Consider the following 17,861-nt stretch of genomic DNA (forward strand, 5'->3'; position numbering starts at 1 on the left):
TCCGGAATCCTTTGTGCTTTCAGACCATCGGGTGTCTGGTCTTATACATCCAGATTGGTTACATTTTTTGCGTTTTCTTCGATAAATTCACGCCGTGGTTCTACCTGATCTCCCATTAAGACAGTGAAGGTAAGATCCAGTTCGGATTCTGTCTCATCATCCATCGTCACGCGCTGCAGAATACGTCTTTCCGGATCCATGGTGGTCTCCCAGAGCTGCTCGGCGTCCATTTCGCCCAGTCCTTTATATCGCTGAATCTTATTATTGCTGTCCCGGCCGATTTCAGTCAGGATGCGGTTGAGTTCCTCATCACTGTAGGCATACCAGATTTTTCTGTTTTTTTCGATTTTGTACAGCGGCGGCATTGCCAGATATACATGGCCCTGGCGGATCAGTTCCGGCATGAACCGGTACAGAAACGTCAGCAGCAGGGTACTGATATGCGCGCCGTCTACATCGGCATCGGTCATAATGATAATCTTGTTATACCGCAGTTTGCTGATATCAAAGTCCTCATGGATGCCGGTACCGAAAGCTGTGATCATTGCCTTGATTTCCGCGTTGGCGTAGATTTTGTCTTCTCTTGCTTTTTCCACGTTGAGAATTTTTCCGCGCAGGGGAAGAATTGCCTGTGTGGCACGGCTTCGCGCCGTTTTGGCAGATCCGCCTGCGGAATCTCCCTCTACGATATAGATCTCGCAGTTCGCCGGATCCTTATCGGAACAGTCTGCGAGTTTGCCTGGCAGAGCGGTGCTTTCCAGGGCGGTTTTTCTTCTTGTCATATCCCGGGCCCGGCGGGCTGCTTCACGGGCTCTCTGAGCCAGTACGGATTTTTCGATAATACTTCTGGCTACGGCAGGATTCTGTTCCAGATAGTATTTCAGCTGTTCACTGACGATGCTGTCCACCGCACCCCTGGCTTCGGAATTGCCCAGCTTCTGTTTGGTCTGGCCTTCAAACTGCGGTTCGCTGATTTTGATGGAAATGATCGCGGTCATGCCTTCCCGGATATCGTCTCCGGACAGGGGCGGATCATTCTCCTTAATCAGCTTGTTTTCTTTCGCGTAGGCATTAAATGTTTTGGTCAGCGCGTTGCGGAAGCCGGTTAAATGCATGCCGCCTTCCGGTGTCACGATATTGTTGACAAAACTGAATACCGATTCGTTGAAGGAATCGTTGTGCTGCATGGCGACTTCCACCATAATGTCATTCTTTATGCCTTCACAGTAAATGACTTCCGGATAGAGGGGCGTCTTGCCTTTATTCAGATAGGTGACAAATTCTTTGATGCCCCCTTCGTAGTGGAAGGTTTCTTCCCGTTCCTGGCCTTCTCTGTGATCGCAGAGGGTAATTTTTAAATTTTTGGTAAGAAATGCCATTTCCCGCAGGCGCTGCCGCAGGGTTTTGTAATCAAAGACCGTATCGTCAAAGATTGTCTCATCCGGATCAAAGGTGACACGGGATCCGGTAGCGCCCGGGTCGCAGTCACCGACAATTTTCAGGTCATACATGACTTTGCCCCGTTCGTAGCGCTGTTTGTATACGTGGCCGTTGCGGCGCACTTCCACTTCCAGCCAGTTGGACAGAGCGTTTACGACAGAAGCGCCGACACCATGCAGGCCGCCGGATACTTTGTATCCACCGCCGCCGAATTTGCCGCCGGCATGCAGTACGGTAAATACAACTTCCACGGCGGGCCGGCCGGATTTGTGGTTGATATCCACCGGGATGCCCCTGCCGTTGTCGGTGACGGTGATGGTATTGTCTTCGTTGATTTCCACGCGGATCTGTGTACAGAACCCGGCCAGTGCTTCATCCACTGAGTTATCCACGATTTCGTAAACCAGATGATGCAGTCCCCTGGAGGAGGTACTGCCGATATACATGCCCGGACGTTTGCGTACGGCCTCCAGTCCCTCTAAGATCTGGATCTGATCTCCATCATAGTTTGTTGCCATTTTATTCCTCCTGTTCTGTCACAGTGCCTTCTTTTACATAAAACACACGGTCGATCTGAAAACGGTTCTTTACGAATTCGTCCAGTCCCGTGCAGGTAATCATCGTCTGTACATCGGCCAGCTGACTCAGCAGATAATTCTGCCGGCTGCTGTCCAGTTCGGATAATACATCATCCAGAAGCAGTACTGGTGTATCGTGAATCGTCTGACGGATAAGTTCAATTTCCGCAATCTTTAAGGACAGAGCGGCAGAACGCTGCTGTCCCTGAGAACCGTATTTTCTGATGTCGATTCCGTTTATCTGAAACAGAATATCGTCCCGGTGCGGTCCCACCCCAGATGTATGCATGCGCCGGTCCTGGTCTTCGTGCTGCTCCAAAACCTGCTCATAGGCCTCTGCCTCCACATTGGGTTCATAGGCAAGGAACAGCTGCTCTCTGCCGCCGGTGAGATTTCTGTGAATTTCCCGGACAATTTCATTCAGGGACTGAATGAACTGCCGTCTCTGACGGATTACCTGGCTGCCGTAACGGACCATCTGGGTATTCCATACTTTCAGTGTGGTATACCAGTCGGGACGGTCGTCCATCTCTTTTAAGAGTTTGTTGCGCTGCAGCAGCACGCGGTTGTAATCGGACAGGACGGACAGATACACCTTGCTGATCTGACACAGTTCCATATCCATAAACCTCCGCCTCTGGGCAGGTCCGTTTTTAATCAGATTCAGATCTTCCGGGGAAAACAGTACCACACTGAGAATCCCAAACAGATCCGAGGCCTTCCGGATAGGAAGGCGGTTTACCGCAATGCCTTTGGGATGGTTCTGCTTCAGGTGAATGTCCACCTGGTTTGTAATGCCGTTTTTTTCGATACGGGTGCGGATGTGGCATTCCTTCTGATCGAATCGGATCATCTCCCTGTCACGGGTGCTCTTATGGGATTTTGTGGTGGCGCTGACATACAGCGCTTCCAGTATGTTGGTTTTGCCCTGGGCGTTATCCCCGTAAAAGATATTTGTTTTTGGCGCGAATTCTATTTTCAGGTTTTTATAATTTCGAAAATTCTGAAGTTCCAGGGATTCAATGATCATGCTTTAATCCGAAAACTCTGCCCCTGAAACGCAACGACGTCTCCGTCTTTTAATTTACGTCCCCGGCGTGTTTCTGTTTCTCCGTTGACTGTTACTTCTCCGTCCTGAATGACCATCTTGGCATCTACGCCGGAATCCACCAGACCTGCCAGTTTCAGCGCTTGTCCCAGTTTGATGAATTCATCCCGGATTTCCAATTCCTGTATCATTTCTTAATCCTCATAATCTCTTTCGTTAAAGTTGACCGGAAGAATCAGATAAATATAGCTTCCGGCGTCATCCTTGATAAAACAGGGAGCCTTTGAATTGATGAGATAGAGGGAAATCTCCTCGTCGTCAATAACACGCAGGGCATCGATAAAGAATTTCGGATCAAAGCCGATGGTCAGATCCCGGCCCTCTTTCTCAATATCAATTTCTTCATTCATGGATCCGATAAAGGAACGGACCAGCATATCCACCTTGCCGTCCCGGATCTTCATGATAATCGGTTTTTTATCGCTTTCACTGATCAGCAGGGAAGCACGTTCTACGCAGTCGTACAGATCCTTTTTGTTGATCCGGAAAGTGGTTTCGTAGTTATCGGACAGCATCTGCTCGATCTGGAAATATTTTCCCTCCAGCAGACGGGATACCACTTTTGTGCCGTCGAATTCAAAGAGAATATGATTGGGTGTTGCGTAGATATCCACCATGGAATCGATTTCTCCAGTGAGAATTTTGGATATTTCCTGAAGGGTCTTGCCCGGCACAATCATTTCCTGAGGGGCATATGCTTTTTTCAGTTCGATATTCCGGATGGCGATCCGGTGTCCGTCCAGGGCAACCACTTGCAGGCGGCTGTCATGACTGGAGAAAAATTCACCGGTCATGATTTTGTTGCTGTCGTTGTCTGCAGTGGCAAACAGCGTCTGTTTGATCACTTCTTTCAGGGTAAACTGAGAAATCGTAATGGCTTCCGAACGTTCCACATAGGGAAGATAAGGGAAGTCGTCGCCTTCTTTGCCTACAATTGTAAATTGTGCCTTCCCGCAGGTAATGGTGGTCTGCATGGAGTGACTGGTATCGATTACCACGGTACTGTCCGGGAGTTTTCTTACAATATCAGAGAATACCCTTGCGTCCAGCGCGATGCTGCCTCGTTCTTCAATCGTACCGGTAACAATGGTCTCGATTCCGAGTTCCATATCGTTTGCTGTTAATTTGAAGGTGTCCGCAGAGGCATCCAGAAGAATGCATTCCAGAATGGGCATGGTCGTACGGGTGGGAACTGCCTTCGATACAATATTAACAGCTTTCAGCAGATCTGCTTTCTGACATGTGATTTTCATATTGGTGAATAACTCCTTTCAGGACATATATTTATATCATCTATAATTATTTTCAGTAGTAGCAGCAGTAGGGGGTGTGGACAGGTGGATAAGCCTGTAAACCCGCCGGCTGCGGTACTTTGAACGAAAAAATCATCCATCTGTTGCCATGGAATTTTCCGGGAAATCCTGTGGACGGGAGTGGATAAATCGGAGGCATCTCCGGCGTGGATTTCTTTCAAAAAATCCTGCGGCCTGATTTCTGCACAGTACTTCCACAAAAAAACAGGTCTGTACACCGGGAAAACAGAGATATCCACAGAGTGGGAGGATAACTTCCGGATTTGGGCAAGCCTTCTCACACATGGGGATTGATCTTTTTGCGGATGGCGTCAATGGACTGGTGCAGGGTTTCATCTTCCCGGTATTCCCTGCTGATTTTGTTTACGCCGTGCAGCACAGTGGAATGATCCCGTCCGCCGATCTCCCTGCCTATGGCGTCCAGAGGCAGATCGGTCATGGATTTGCACAGATACATAATGATCTGGCGGGGTCTTGCAATGCTTCGGCTGCGGTCGCTGGACAGAATCTGTTCCACGGTCAGTCCAAAATGATCACATACGACTTCTGTAATCAAAGAAGGGGTGATTTCGCGGTTTGCTTCCGGATAAATCAGGCTCTCCAGTTCCCGTACGGCAATGTCCATGGTGATATCCGCGCGTTCCAGGTTGGAGTAGGCGATCAGCTTGTTTAAGGCGCCTTCCAGTTCGCGGATATTGGATTTGATATTGATGGCGATATAGTTGAGGATTTCCTCATCCAGGTCGATGGCTTCCAGTTTTACTTTATTTCTGAGAATCGCCATTCTTGTCTCATAATCCGGAGAAGCGATGTCTACCTGAATCCCCCATGCAAGACGGGATTTGGCCCGTTCTTCCAGTTTTTCCAGTTCTTTCGGCTGACGGTCACTGGAAATGATGATCTGGTGATTGATGCTGCGCAGGTCGTTAAAAGTATTGAAAAACTCCTCCTGCGTGGCGTCAGACTTGGAGATGAACTGGATATCATCCACCAGCAGGACGTCTAATTTGCGGTATTTTTCCCGCAGGCTGGCAGTGGTATGGGTGCGGATCCCTTCAATCACATCATTCATAAAAGTTTCAGAAGATACGTAGAGTACCTTTTTGGAAGGATCCTGATCCAGAATGTAGTGGGCGATGGAGTGCATCAGATGCGTCTTGCCAAGGCCGACACCGCCGTAGATAAACAGGGGATTGTAGGTCTTGTCCCCCGGATTTTCGGCGACCGCTAGGGCCGCGGAGTGGGCCAGGCGGTTGTTGCTGCCTACCACAAAAGTGTCGAAGGTATAGTTCGGGTTCAGGTTGCATTTGGACGCGGCTTCGTTCACCGGCAGTTCTCTGCGGATCCGCGGCTTTCTGCTGCGAGTGTCTTCCGGAAGTATGAATTCCAGCTCATAGGCTGTCCCGGTCATCTCTTCAATGGTTACCTGAATGAGCTTTTTGTATTTCTTTTCCACGATATTCAGTGCAATCGGCTCAATGGGGACCAGAATGGTGATTTTGCTGCCTTCAACGGAAAATACTTCCAGAGGCTTCAGCCAGGAGCGGTAAACCACATCCGTCAGGTCATAATCTTTTTTTGTCTTTTGCAGGATCTTGTCCCAGTTTTCTTCTATCGATAACATATTTGATCTTTCTCCACGGAGATGCCAGGGCACTATTTATTATAGGAAGCTTCCCGATAGTAAAAGCGCAGAATACTGACAGAATGGCACAGAAAGCCATAATCTGTTACTATTCTACTCTATTTTTCTCCTATAATCAATTCTTAAAATCAATTCTTACCTTAAAAAAAGAAAAATTCCTTGACAGCAAGGGGTTATTTGGTATAATTGTAATGCTATTCTACATAAAGAGTGTAAAGGAGGTGTATTGAAATGAAGATGACTTATCAGCCGAAGAAGCGCCAGAGATCCAAAGTTCACGGATTCCGCGCAAGAATGAGCACAAAAGGCGGCCGCAAGGTACTGGCTTCCAGACGTGCCAAAGGCAGAAAAAAACTGAGTGCATAAGGCAGCGAATATTATGTCGTTGCCTTTTACAGGCACAAGATCAGGTATGACGGCAGGTCATACAACCCCGCAAATGGTTTTTGTAAGCAGTAGGCCGGATGCGGGAGTCTTTAACGCTGAAGGGTAGAACATGCGCTTTTCAGAATCATTAAAGAAGAATCAGGACTTTCGGTTGGTATACCGAAAGGGAAAGTCGTACGCAAATCGCATTCTGGTTATGTATGTATTGAAGAACGGGACAGAGAGCAACCGTCTGGGGATCTCTGTCAGCAAAAAGGTGGGGAACAGTGTAGTCCGCCACCGGATTACCAGATTAGTGCGGGAAAGCTATCGACTCAGTGAGAATATGTTCCATCCCGGATGGGACATGGTTGTCGTTGCGAGGGGTTCAGCGAAAGCAGCCGATTATCGCGCAATAGAATCGGCACTGTTACACCTGGCAGGGATGCATCACATCCTGGATTTACAGGAAAAAGGCCGTATGCGGCCGTGAGGATCTGTAGATCCGGGCTTACACAAAGCCGGAATGACGAATGAAAAAGGTTTTTATTAAACTGATTAAGCTGTATCAGAAATATATTTCTCCAATGAAGACAGTAAAGTGTCCCTATTATCCGACCTGTTCCGCCTATGGACTGGAGGCGGTAGAGACACACGGCGCGCTGAAAGGCGGGCTGCTGGCTGCTTGGAGAATTTTGCGCTGTAATCCTTTTTCGAAAGGCGGATATGATCCCGTTCCGGAGCCAAAGAAAAAAACAAATAAAATAAAGTCACTTGTGAAAGAAGAAATTCGTTTTTAACAGGAGGATGAACCGTTGGGTCTTCTATTAACACAGAGCAGCGGTGTTCTGAGACCAATTGCGGTTGCTCTCGGCTGGCTGATGAATCTGATTTACATCGGATTAAGCAAAATCGGTATCAATAACGTTGCCTTAACGATTATTGTATTCACCATTCTCATTTATCTGTGCATGATGCCGCTGACTTATCAGCAGCAGAAATTCTCGAAAATGACAATGATCATGAATCCGGAACTGCAGGCCATCCAGAAGAAGTACAGGGGCAAGCGTGATCAGGCAAGCGTGAATGCCATGAACGAAGAGACACAGGCAGTGTACAGAAAATATGGAGTATCTCCTTCCGGCAGCTGTATCTATCTGGTTATCCAGTTACCGATTCTGTTTGCGCTGTATCGTGTCATCTACAATGTTCCGGCTTATATTTCCAGTGTAAAGAATACGTTTACCGATCTGGCGGCACAGGTTTATGCCACCAGCGGGGCACATGGCACCATGACGAAGTTTCTGGATTCCATCCAGACATATGCCATGCGCGGTGTTAAACTGGACTGGAGTTCAGCCACAGCAGCAAAGGATTCTATCATCGATGTCCTGTATAAGTGTACATCATCCAACTGGGACCTGTTCCGGGATACGTTCCCGAACATTTCTTCCGGTCTGATTTCCACAACACAGGCAAAGGCAGAGGCATTTAACAGTTTTCTGGGAGTCAGTGTAGTATATTCCCCGAAAAACATTATCGCCACATCCTTCCACGAAGGACATTATCTGCTGATTCTTATTGCTATTCTGATCCCGGTCATTTCAGCCGCGACACAGTTTATCAATATTCGCCTGATGCCGACCAGCGCAGGAGCGGGAGCCGGCGGAATGGGCGGACAGATGAAGGCCATGAATTACATGATGCCCATCTATTCTTTCATTCTGGTATTCTTCCTTCCGGTTGGTGTCGGTGTATACTGGATTGCCGGCGCGCTGATCCGATCCTTCCAGCAGTGGTTCTTCAACCGCCGTCTGGATCGGATGGATATGGATGAAATGATCAAAAAGAACCGGGCAAAAGCAGAAGAAAAAGAGAAAAAAAGACTGGAAAAGAAAAGCGGTGTAAGCGGACAGACCATTTCCAAATCCGCCAATATTTCCACGAAAAAGATCGACACTTCTTCTGCGAATATCAAGAAGAATTCCATGGCTGCCAAAGCAAACGCTGTAAAACACAGCAATAAAAACAATAAGACTGATTCCCCGGAGACAGAGACGCAGCAGGATGCGCCTGTTACCTATAAGAAGGGCAGTCTGACTTCCAAAGCGAATCTTGTAAAAGATTTTAATAACCGCAACACGAAAAAGTAGGAGGTAGTCGATATGGATTATATCGAAGTTTCCGGCAAGACTGTTGAAGAAGCTTTGACTGAGGCTACTGTTCAACTTGGAACAACCAGCGACCAGATTGAGTATGAGGTCCTGGACAAGGGAGCTTCAGGATTCCTTGGATTTAATTCCAAGCCTGCTGTAATCAGAGCCCGCAGAAAGTTTTCCCCGGAAGACCGGATCAGAGATTTCCTGAGCCAGGTATTTGCGGCCATGCACCTGGACGTGGAAATCATTTTCCACAATACGGAAGATGACTGCATTGATGTGGAGTTAAAGGGCGATGATATGGGCATTTTGATCGGAAAGCGCGGACAGACGCTGGATGCGCTTCAGTATCTGACCAATCTGTCTTTAAATAAACATTCGGACCATTATACAAAGGTGCGTATTGACACGGAGGATTATCGCCACCGCAGACAGCAGACACTGGAAAATCTGGCAAAGAATATTGCCTATAAGGTAAAAAGAACCAGAAAAGATGTATCGTTAGAGCCGATGAATCCATTTGAAAGACGTATTATCCACTGCGCGCTGCAGGATGATAAATACGTGGAGACACACAGTGAAGGGGAAGAACCGTACCGTTTCGTTGTAGTCACATTAAAAAAATAATAACGATACCATGTAACAGGCTTTTTCAAATGACTCTTTTGGAAAAGCCTGTTTTTTACAGAATTCGGATGACAGATAAAGGGTCATCCCGGATTGAGTTTCGGAAAGAAGCAAGAGGGCAGAGAGATGAAGACAGATACAATTGCAGCGATTGCCACAGCCATGGCGCCTGCGGGGATCGGGATTATCCGGATCAGCGGGGAGGAATCCCTGGAAGTGGCAGACCGCATTTTCCGTCCGATCAAATCAAAGAAAAAGGTCAGCCAGATGGATTCGCATACTGTGCATTACGGGTATATCTGCGATGGGGAAGAAATTGTGGATGAAGTGCTGCTTCTTGTAATGCGCGGTCCCCATACTTATACCAGAGAGGACACGGTGGAAATTGATACCCACGGGGGCGTCATTGTCATGAAGCGCATCCTGGAAGTGGTATTAAAAAACGGCGCCAGACCGGCGGAACCGGGGGAATATACAAAACGCGCCTTTTTAAACGGCCGGATTGACCTGACACAGGCAGAATCGGTCATTGACATCATCAATGCCAAAAGCGACAATGCGCTGAAATCTTCGGTGCGGCAGCTGCAGGGCAGTATCCGGGATAAAATCACAGATATCCGCGGCCGCCTGCTGTATGAACTGGCCTTTATTGAATCTGCCCTGGATGATCCGGAACATTATACCCTGGACGGTTATCTGCCGGAACTGAAGCAGAAAATGCAGAAAATTCACAGTGAACTGAAGCACCTGCTGGACCGGGCAGATGATGGGAGAATCCTGAAAGAAGGCATCAATACTGTGATCGTGGGCAAGCCGAATGCCGGAAAATCTTCTCTCCTGAACGCGCTGACCGGCGAAGAACGGGCGATTGTGACGGATATTGCCGGAACCACCAGAGACACACTGCAGGAGTCCATACAGCTGGACGGCATCGGCCTGAATATTGTGGATACTGCAGGGATCCGCGATACGGAGGATACGGTGGAGCGGATCGGTGTGGAACGTTCCCGTCAGGCCATGGAAGATGCGGATCTGATTCTGTACGTAGCGGATTCCTCGACACCGCTGGATGAAAATGATTCTGAGATTCTGCAGCGCATCGCCGGACGCAGAGTCATCGTTCTGCTGAATAAATCGGATCTGAAAGAGGAGACCTCGGCGGAAGAGCTCCGTGCGCATCTGGATCCGGATCAGGAGGTGATCCCGGTGTCCATGGTGGACGGAACCGGCCTGCAGCAGTTCAGAGACCGGGTAAAGGACATGTTTTTCCACGGGAATCTGTCCTTTAATGACGAAGTCTATCTTACCAATGCCCGCCAGAAAAATACGCTGACCCTTGCCTGGGAAAGTATCGGTCAGGTATTGCAGAGTATGGAAAATCAGATGCCGGAAGACTTTCTGACCATTGATATGATGGATGCCTATCAGGAACTGGGAAAAATGATCGGCGAAGCGGTGGAAGATGATCTTGTGGATGAGATCTTCTCCGAATTCTGTATGGGCAAGTAGAGACAGACTTATCCATACATTTATCCACAAAACAGTACACTTATCCACGTATGTAACGAAAAACCAGGAGAGATGGAATGTTTCCGTTCTGGAAAAAAGAAAAGTTAATGGTGGAAAAAGTGGAAAACCGAAGAACGCATTGACAGAAGAAGGGAATAATCATGCCTGTACTAGAAGAAAATTATGATGTGGTGGTGGTGGGAGCCGGTCATGCCGGCTGTGAAGCGGCACTGGCCTGCGCCAGACTGGGACTGGAGACCATACTGTTTACCGTAAGCGTGGAAGCGATTGCCATGATGCCCTGCAACCCTAATATCGGCGGCAGCTCCAAAGGGCATCTGGTGCGTGAAATCGATGCCCTGGGCGGAGAAATGGGAGTGAATATTGACCATACCTTTATTCAGTCCAAGATGCTGAACCGCTCCAAAGGACCGGCAGTACACTCTCTGCGTGCCCAGGCGGACAAGGCTGCTTACAGCGCCCGTATGCGTAGGACGCTGCAGAATACGGATCATCTGACCATTCGCCAGAGCGAGGTCTGCGAGCTGATAGTGGAAGATCATACTGTCCGTGGTGTAAAGACAATCTCCGGCGCCACGTATCATGCGCGGGCGGTGGTTCTGTGTACCGGAACCTATCTGAACGCCAGATGTCTCTTCGGAGAAGTGATCAATCAGACCGGACCCAACGGACTGATGGCAGCCACACATCTGACGGATTCCCTGAAGGACAATGGTGTGGAGATGTACCGGTTTAAGACCGGTACACCGGCCAGAATTGATAAAAGAAGCATGGATTTTTCAAAAATGGAGGAGCAGAAGGGGGATGAACGGGTGGTTCCCTTCTCCTTTACGACTGATCCGGAATCTGTCCAGATCGATCAGGTAAGCTGTTGGCTGACTTATACCAATGAGGAAACCCATCGGATTATCCGGGAAAATCTGGACCGTTCCCCCATGTATTCCGGCGTAATCGAGGGTACCGGTCCCAGATACTGTCCGTCTATCGAGGACAAAGTGGTGAAATTTGCCGATAAAAAACGGCATCAGATCTTCATCGAACCGGAAGGTCTGGATACCAACGAAATGTATTTAAGCGGGATGTCCTCCTCTCTTCCGGAGGATGTGCAGTATGCTATGTATCATTCGGTGCCGGGATTGGAGCATGCCAAAATTGTGCGGAATGCCTATGCCATCGAGTATGACTGTATCAATCCCAGACAGCTGCGTCCGTCCCTGGAATTCAAAAACATTCACGGGCTTTTTTCCGGCGGGCAGTTTAACGGAAGTTCCGGATATGAAGAAGCAGCCTGTCAGGGGCTGATTGCCGGTATAAACGCAGCCATGCAGATCCTCGGGAAGGATCCACTGGTTCTGGACCGTTCCGAATCCTATATCGGTGTTCTGATCGATGATCTGGTGACCAAGGAAAATCATGAACCTTACCGCATGATGACCTCCCGGTCGGAATATCGTCTCCTGCTGCGCCAGGATAATGCGGATCTCCGTCTCACACCAAAAGGATATAAGGTTGGCCTGATTTCCAGAGAACGGTATGAAAAGGTGAAGGAAAAGGAGCGTTTCATCCGGGAAGAGATTGCGCGGATGGAAACCATAAAAGTGGGTGCCGGCAGACAGATCGGAGAATTTCTTTCCCGGTTAGGGAGCCAGCCCCTGCATACCAGTACCAGTCTGGCAGAACTGATTCGCCGGCCGGAACTGGATTATGATAAAATCGCCCCGCTGGATCCGGATCGAAAGCCGCTGCCCCGGGATGTGATCGAGCAGGTTACAATTAATATCAAGTATGACGGTTATATCCGACGGCAGATGAAACAGGTCAAACAGTTCAAACGGCTGGAAGGGAAAAAACTTCCCGCAGAGTTCGACTACAGTACGATCAGCGGACTCAGAATCGAGGCCCAGCAGAAACTGAATCTGTACCAGCCGGAATCCATCGGACAGGCTTCCCGAATCTCCGGTGTGTCACCAGCAGATATTTCTGTACTTCTGGTATACATGGAACAGCTTCATCAGCAAGAACAGACGAAATAGAAGTATCAGAAGAAAAGAAATCATAGAAGAAATTAAAGAAACGGACGCATTAGAAGAAACTGGAAGGGTAAAATGCGGAAGAACATCTGATCGCGCGAAAATCCGAATAGCATCTGAACAGAATTAGAGCATATTAAGGAAAAAGAGAAAAGCAGCCGGACGTTGTGGTTGTCTTTGATTTTGGTTTTAAAACACGGAAACAAAATCAAAACAAATTCACGAGTTGTCCGACTGCTTTTTAAATAATAATAAAATAAACAGACAAAAAGGCAATATGAAATTTTTCTCACACTGCATGTGGAATGGAAGGGAAACCATGCATGAAAAACGCATACAGAGCGTTAGAAAATGGTCTTATTGCAGCGGTTCCCTGGAAGGAGTGCCTGCTTTTCGCGGGTATTTCCCCGGGGTATTTTTCTTTTTCTGAATGACAACCAGCGATCTGCCATAGGTGGTGTTCGGCAGGGAGAAGCGTTTGATCTCACGGATCGACCCTCCCAGAAGGTGGATGGCGTGTTCCGCTGTTTCTGCTTCCTCATCCACTTCACTGCCTTTGTAGGAGAGAAACAGACCGCCGACCCGCACAAAGGGAAGACAATATTCCGATAAGGTAGAAAGGTTGGCTACTGCCCGGGAAACACAGAGGTCAAAGGATTCCCGGTATTCCTTGCTGCGGGCCAGTTCCTCGGAACGGCCATGGATGGCTGTGATGTTCGTAAGTCCCAGTTCCTCGGTTACTGCATGGAGAAAACGGATGCGCTTGTTTAAAGAATCCAGCAGAACCACCGAAAGCTGAGGAAAGGCGATTTTTAATGGAATACCGGGAAATCCGGCACCGGTGCCGACATCAATGAGTCGGAGTGGTTTCTTTTCGGCAGCGGCATGCAGATCCACAGCCTGTATCAGGGAAAGGCTATCCAGGAAATGCTTTTCCAGCACTTCTTGAAAGTCGGTGACAGCAGTGAGGTTCATTTTTTCATTCCAGGCAATCAGCATCTTATAATAGGTAAGAAACTGCGCAAGCTGTGCTTCGGAAAGGGTAATGCCGAGTGCAGCAGCAGATGTCTGAAGTTTGGTGAGGTCATAGGTCATAAATCATATATCTCCAATTCGTAATTCATTTGTGTGTCAGAAGCTTTTCTGCAGTCATGCAGAAAAGTCCCGGATTTTCCATTTGCGGCAGATGTTTTGTTTTTTGAATTCTCCGCACCCGGACAGAACCATTCATGCGGGCGCAGGCTTTGGCTGCGTGTACGCCCTGCTCATCCGCTTCCCCGGCAATAATGCTGAGATTTTCTCCTTGCCGGATGCCATCTCTGATATCCAGATTCATAAATCGGGTAAGCATGCTGGAAAAAAGCATTTTGTTCAGGTGATGGTCATAGTGGGCAAATCGATAATACAGATCCACAGTCTCTTTCTTCAGCTTTGCAGGCTCATAGAAGGCATTTTTTACCATGTCGTTTGTAACCAGAAATTTGCAGTGGCTCACATTGTAGATAAAAGTGCCTGCAAAGGGGGACATCAGGATATACCGCAACAGCCGGTGAATGACCGTAGGATATCGGTACGTCCATTCGATGGGGGATGGATTGACCCCGATGATATGGAGAAAACGGCTGGGATCCAGTTTTCGTGCCATAACTGCAATAGAAAATGATGTACCGGTGGCCATTACATCACAAGGTGCCTGGATGATATCTGAAATAAAATCTACGATCATCTGATCATAGAAATACTGCGTATACAGCAGATCCGGCTTGTCGGAACGTCCGCATCCCGGCAGGTCCAGAGTGTATACGGTGTGAGCTTCCGCAAGAGTGCGGAGAGATTCCGCCCATTCTTCTCCGGAGCTGGTAGGCAGCAGTTCATGAATCAGGAGAAGCGGTGTACCAGTTCCGCATTTGGAATAATAGACGTTGCCGTACTTCCAGCGATAATAATGGCCGTTCTTCAGGGAAAGACGGTTCCCCATGACAGAACGAAAGCCGGAAAATGTATTAAATAAAAATGCAAAACCGAGGATTGACCCGGTACTGAACAAAGAAAAAATACGTTTTTTCATAAGGACTCCTTTGCAAATTAAAACTAAGCAGGTTGCTGAGCATATGACAGCCTGCAGTTCTATTCAATTATAAAAGATATCCGCAGGCATGACAAATATAATCTGGTTTTTAACGTAAAACCCTGGAACGCAGGATAATGTTTCACGTGAAACCTCTCTGTTTTACGTGAACCAAAGAATGAAGAAAAAATGTTTCACGTGAAACATTTCAAAACAACCAAAACAAATTGGAAAATCAGATGTTTCACGTGAAACATTGCTATGGAATGCCCCTATAAAACATGCTATACTATAAAATATCGTTTGGAAAGGAAAACAGATTGAAACGAATAATTGCAATAGCAAACCAAAAAGGAGGAGTAGGAAAGACTACGACCTCCATTAACCTTGCGGCATGCATCGCCGAACAGGGAAAAAAAGTGCTTCTTGTGGATCTGGATCCTCAGGGCAATGCCACGACAGGAGTGGGGCTGGATAAAAATGAAATAGAATTTTCCACTTATGAACTTCTGATCGGGGAATGTACAGCAAAAAAGGCGGCTGTAAGTACAAATACGGAAAATCTCGATATTATTCCGGCCAATATGAATCTGGCAGCTTCAGAAATCGAATTAGTTGAGACGAAAAACAAGGAGTATCGACTGAAAGAAGAGCTGGATTATATCGTGGATGACTATGATTTCGTTATTATTGACTGCCCGCCATCGCTGAGCATGCTGACCATTAATGCAATGACGACTGCGGATACAGTTCTTGTCCCAATTCAGTGTGAATACTATGCGCTGGAAGGATTGAGCCAGCTTATGTATACGATCAACCTGATCCAGGAGCGCTTAAATGAAAATCTGAAGGTGGAAGGAATCGTATTTACCATGTATGATTCCCGCACGAATCTGTCCAATGATGTGATTACAAATGTAAAGAAATACATGGACACCTACATTTATGAGACTCTGATTCCACGCAACATCCGTCTGGCAGAAGCACCAAGCTACGGAATGCCGATCAATCAGTACGATGACCGCTCCACAGGTGCAGCAGCGTATCGCGCACTTGCGACAGAAGTGATCGAAAGAGAGGATATCTGACATGGCAGCAAGAAGAAGAGGACTGGGAAGCGGCCTGGATGCGCTGATTCCGCCGAAAAGAAATCGGACAGAAGAAAAGAAGACGGGGCATTCGGATCATACAGAGGATACTGCCGGGCAGGCAGGGCCTGCGCAGGAGAAAAAATCTGCGGAAGCGAAATCCACAAAGCAGGAAGAAAAATCCGCGGAAGTGAAAACTGCGAAACAGACAAAAAAATCTGCCGGCGTGAAAACTGGTGAGCAGAAAAAAAGTTCTGCCGGTGCAAAGGCCACAGGTCAGGAAGAAAATACAGCACGGATAAAATCCACAAAGCAGAAGGCAAACACTGCCGAGGAAAAATCATCGGAACAGGAAGCAAATACTGCAGAGGAAAAATTGCCGAAGCAGAAAGAAAAATCTGCACAGGATGATGTTTCTGTAAAGGGAAAAAGTGCTGTATCCCAAACAGACAAAGCCTCTGCGTCTGTTCCTAAGGAAGAAAAATCCGCTGCAAAGAAAGAGACAGAAAGCACTGCCGGAAGCAAAGGAAAGGAAACTACGGTTCCCATCGATCGGGTGGAACCCAACCGGAATCAGCCCAGAAAAGAGTTTGACCGGGAATCCCTGAAAGAACTGGCAGATTCTATTTCCGAATATGGGATTCTGCAGCCTCTGCTGGTGACGGATAAAAAAGACTACTATCAGATTATCGCCGGGGAACGGCGCTGGAGAGCGGCAAAACTGGCAGGACTGAAAGAAGTGCCGGTAATTGTGCGGGAACTGACGGATCAGGAGATCGTTGAAATCTCCCTGATTGAAAATATTCAGCGGGAAGACCTGAATCCGATTGAAGAAGCGCATGCCTATCGCACCCTGATTGAAGAATTTCAGTTAAAACAGAGTGATGTGGCAAAACGTGTATCCAAAAGCCGGACGGTGATCACTAATTCCATGCGGCTTTTAAAACTGGATCAGAAGGTTCAGCAGATGCTGATTGACGGAAAACTGAGCGTAGGACACGCCCGGGCATTGATTGCTCTGGAGGATCCGGCGCTTCAGGTGGAGGTAGCAGAACAGACGGCAGAAAAGAAACTGAGCGTCCGGGAAGTGGAGCAGTTGATCCGTTCCCTGCTGCATCCGAAGAAAACAAAAGAAAAGAAAAAAGAATCTCCGGAACTGGAACATTTGTATCGGGATCTGGAAGAACAGATGAAGCTGGTGCTGGGAACAAAAGTAGAAATCAAGAACAAAGGCAAACAGGGTAAGATCGAGATCTCCTATTTTTCACAGGAAGAGCTGGATCATATTCTTCTGATGCTGAAATCTATTGATCAAGACATCTGACAGAGAAAGCACTGTCTTCAAAGAAAAGGAACAATAAGGAACTGATGTTCTGGAAAGAGGGATAAAATGAGTGGAATATTGGACCTGAGCCTGAAAAGTCTGACAGGTATTTCTGCGGACTTTATGGTATTAGTGCTGGCAGCACTGGTAGTTATACTGATTATTGTCTGCTGTGTTCTGGCCGGAAGAAGCAGAAAGCTGCGGGCAGCCTATGAAAAGTTCATGCGCGGCCATGATGGACAGTCACTGGAAGGCGTACTGAAAAGCCAGCTGGATCATCTGGATCAGGTACGGATGGAAGAAAAACAGGCAGAAAACAAGGTACATGAAATCATGGATGAATTTGATGATACCTATCAGAAAATGGGTCTGGTAAAATACGATGCCTTTGATGAGATGGGCGGCAAGCTTTCCTTCTCGCTTGCGATGCTCAACCGAAAAAATACAGGATTCGTATTAAATGCTGTACACAGTAAAGAAGGATGTTATACTTATATTAAAGAAATCATCGAGGGCAATTCCGTCCTGCTGCTGGCACAGGAAGAAAAAGAGGCAGTAGAGATGGCCATGCATTCACAGGAGTAG

General features: G+C 47.6%; 17 protein-coding genes. 10 read left to right on the forward strand and 7 right to left on the reverse strand.

The annotated features are described in order from the left end of the window. Positions 1–41 precede the first annotated feature (41 nt). The 5 genes from gyrB to dnaA form a co-directional block, all read right to left on the reverse strand. A complete protein-coding gene (gene gyrB, locus CXIVA_RS04895) occupies positions 42–1,958 on the reverse strand; it encodes a DNA topoisomerase (ATP-hydrolyzing) subunit B (RefSeq protein ID WP_013976899.1) in 1,917 nt (638 codons plus the stop codon). Position 1,959: 1 nt separating this feature from the next. Beyond that, the gene (recF, locus tag CXIVA_RS04900; RefSeq protein WP_013976900.1) at positions 1,960–3,048 is read right to left on the reverse strand and encodes a DNA replication/repair protein RecF; all 1,089 of its coding nucleotides are present in this window, start codon (positions 3,046–3,048) and stop codon (positions 1,960–1,962) included. Next, positions 3,045–3,254 (reverse strand): RNA-binding S4 domain-containing protein, encoded by a 210-nt coding sequence (locus CXIVA_RS04905; RefSeq protein ID WP_041728443.1) that lies wholly within the window; start codon positions 3,252–3,254, stop codon positions 3,045–3,047. Before CXIVA_RS04905 ends, recF begins: the two co-directional genes overlap by 4 nt. A gap of 6 nt (positions 3,255–3,260) precedes the next feature. After that, on the reverse strand, positions 3,261–4,379 hold the full coding sequence (dnaN, locus tag CXIVA_RS04910) for a DNA polymerase III subunit beta (RefSeq protein WP_013976902.1): 1,119 nt from the start codon (positions 4,377–4,379) through the stop codon (positions 3,261–3,263). A gap of 337 nt (positions 4,380–4,716) precedes the next feature. Next, positions 4,717–6,063, reverse strand: coding sequence for a chromosomal replication initiator protein DnaA (dnaA, locus tag CXIVA_RS04915; protein ID WP_013976903.1), 1,347 nt, complete (start codon positions 6,061–6,063; stop codon positions 4,717–4,719). Positions 6,064–6,315: 252 nt separating this feature from the next. On the opposite strand from dnaA, the gene rpmH reads away from it, so the two are divergent. From rpmH to mnmG, 7 genes are all read left to right on the forward strand, one after another. Next, complete coding sequence (rpmH, locus tag CXIVA_RS04925) at positions 6,316–6,450, forward strand: 50S ribosomal protein L34 (protein WP_013976904.1); 135 nt, start codon at positions 6,316–6,318, stop codon at positions 6,448–6,450. A gap of 130 nt (positions 6,451–6,580) precedes the next feature. Then, a complete protein-coding gene (gene rnpA, locus CXIVA_RS04930; RefSeq protein ID WP_013976905.1) occupies positions 6,581–6,943 on the forward strand; it encodes a ribonuclease P protein component in 363 nt (120 codons plus the stop codon). A gap of 40 nt (positions 6,944–6,983) precedes the next feature. Then, positions 6,984–7,250, forward strand: a complete 267-nt coding sequence (yidD, locus tag CXIVA_RS04935) for a membrane protein insertion efficiency factor YidD (protein ID WP_013976906.1) — start codon at positions 6,984–6,986, stop codon at positions 7,248–7,250. 15 nt (positions 7,251–7,265) lie between these two features. After that, positions 7,266–8,603, forward strand: a complete 1,338-nt coding sequence (locus CXIVA_RS04940; RefSeq protein ID WP_013976907.1) for a YidC/Oxa1 family membrane protein insertase — start codon at positions 7,266–7,268, stop codon at positions 8,601–8,603. Between the two features lie 12 nt (positions 8,604–8,615). Continuing rightward, positions 8,616–9,236 carry an RNA-binding cell elongation regulator Jag/EloR gene (gene jag, locus CXIVA_RS04945; RefSeq protein WP_013976908.1) on the forward strand — a complete coding sequence of 207 codons (621 nt, stop codon included), beginning with the start codon at positions 8,616–8,618 and terminating at the stop codon, positions 9,234–9,236. Positions 9,237–9,362: 126 nt separating this feature from the next. After that, positions 9,363–10,745 (forward strand): tRNA uridine-5-carboxymethylaminomethyl(34) synthesis GTPase MnmE, encoded by a 1,383-nt coding sequence (gene mnmE / locus CXIVA_RS04950; protein ID WP_013976909.1) that lies wholly within the window; start codon positions 9,363–9,365, stop codon positions 10,743–10,745. 161 nt (positions 10,746–10,906) lie between these two features. Further along, on the forward strand, positions 10,907–12,799 hold the full coding sequence (gene mnmG, locus CXIVA_RS04955; protein WP_013976911.1) for a tRNA uridine-5-carboxymethylaminomethyl(34) synthesis enzyme MnmG: 1,893 nt from the start codon (positions 10,907–10,909) through the stop codon (positions 12,797–12,799). 354 nt (positions 12,800–13,153) lie between these two features. Here the strand turns inward: mnmG and rsmG are convergent, their stop codons facing one another. Further along, positions 13,154–13,891, reverse strand: coding sequence for a 16S rRNA (guanine(527)-N(7))-methyltransferase RsmG (rsmG, locus tag CXIVA_RS04960; RefSeq protein WP_013976912.1), 738 nt, complete (start codon positions 13,889–13,891; stop codon positions 13,154–13,156). 25 nt (positions 13,892–13,916) lie between these two features. Next, entirely contained in the window at positions 13,917–14,864 is a 948-nt protein-coding gene (locus CXIVA_RS04965) for an alpha/beta hydrolase (RefSeq protein WP_013976913.1), read from the reverse strand. 320 nt (positions 14,865–15,184) lie between these two features. On the opposite strand from CXIVA_RS04965, the gene CXIVA_RS04970 reads away from it, so the two are divergent. The 3 genes from CXIVA_RS04970 (at position 15,185) to CXIVA_RS04980 (ending at position 17,861) form a co-directional block, all read left to right on the forward strand. After that, positions 15,185–15,952 carry an AAA family ATPase gene (locus tag CXIVA_RS04970; protein WP_013976914.1) on the forward strand — a complete coding sequence of 256 codons (768 nt, stop codon included), beginning with the start codon at positions 15,185–15,187 and terminating at the stop codon, positions 15,950–15,952. Between the two features lies 1 nt (position 15,953). Beyond that, positions 15,954–17,276, forward strand: coding sequence for a ParB/RepB/Spo0J family partition protein (locus tag CXIVA_RS14525; RefSeq protein ID WP_013976915.1), 1,323 nt, complete (start codon positions 15,954–15,956; stop codon positions 17,274–17,276). A gap of 66 nt (positions 17,277–17,342) precedes the next feature. Further along, the gene (locus CXIVA_RS04980; protein WP_013976916.1) at positions 17,343–17,861 is read left to right on the forward strand and encodes a DUF4446 family protein; all 519 of its coding nucleotides are present in this window, start codon (positions 17,343–17,345) and stop codon (positions 17,859–17,861) included.

Source organism: Clostridium sp. SY8519, from assembly GCF_000270305.1.
Taxonomy (GTDB): Bacteria; Bacillota; Clostridia; order Lachnospirales; family Lachnospiraceae; genus SY8519.

Bases quoted from the DNA above. Each gene is read 5' to 3' on its own strand.
- gyrB (WP_013976899.1), bottom strand. From the start codon at position 1,958: ATGGCAACAAACTATGATGGAGATCAGATCCAGATCTTAGAGGGACTG.
- recF (WP_013976900.1), bottom strand. From the start codon at position 3,048: ATGATCATTGAATCCCTGGAACTTCAGAATTTTCGAAATTATAAAAAC.
- dnaN (WP_013976902.1), bottom strand. From the start codon at position 4,379: ATGAAAATCACATGTCAGAAAGCAGATCTGCTGAAAGCTGTTAATATT.
- dnaA (WP_013976903.1), bottom strand. From the start codon at position 6,063: ATGTTATCGATAGAAGAAAACTGGGACAAGATCCTGCAAAAGACAAAA.
- rpmH (WP_013976904.1), top strand. From the start codon at position 6,316: ATGAAGATGACTTATCAGCCGAAGAAGCGCCAGAGATCCAAAGTTCAC.
- rnpA (WP_013976905.1), top strand. From the start codon at position 6,581: ATGCGCTTTTCAGAATCATTAAAGAAGAATCAGGACTTTCGGTTGGTA.
- yidD (WP_013976906.1), top strand. From the start codon at position 6,984: ATGAAAAAGGTTTTTATTAAACTGATTAAGCTGTATCAGAAATATATT.
- jag (WP_013976908.1), top strand. From the start codon at position 8,616: ATGGATTATATCGAAGTTTCCGGCAAGACTGTTGAAGAAGCTTTGACT.
- mnmE (WP_013976909.1), top strand. From the start codon at position 9,363: ATGAAGACAGATACAATTGCAGCGATTGCCACAGCCATGGCGCCTGCG.
- mnmG (WP_013976911.1), top strand. From the start codon at position 10,907: ATGCCTGTACTAGAAGAAAATTATGATGTGGTGGTGGTGGGAGCCGGT.
- rsmG (WP_013976912.1), bottom strand. From the start codon at position 13,891: ATGACCTATGACCTCACCAAACTTCAGACATCTGCTGCTGCACTCGGC.
- CXIVA_RS04965 (WP_013976913.1), bottom strand. From the start codon at position 14,864: ATGAAAAAACGTATTTTTTCTTTGTTCAGTACCGGGTCAATCCTCGGT.
- CXIVA_RS14525 (WP_013976915.1), top strand. From the start codon at position 15,954: ATGGCAGCAAGAAGAAGAGGACTGGGAAGCGGCCTGGATGCGCTGATT.
- CXIVA_RS04980 (WP_013976916.1), top strand. From the start codon at position 17,343: ATGAGTGGAATATTGGACCTGAGCCTGAAAAGTCTGACAGGTATTTCT.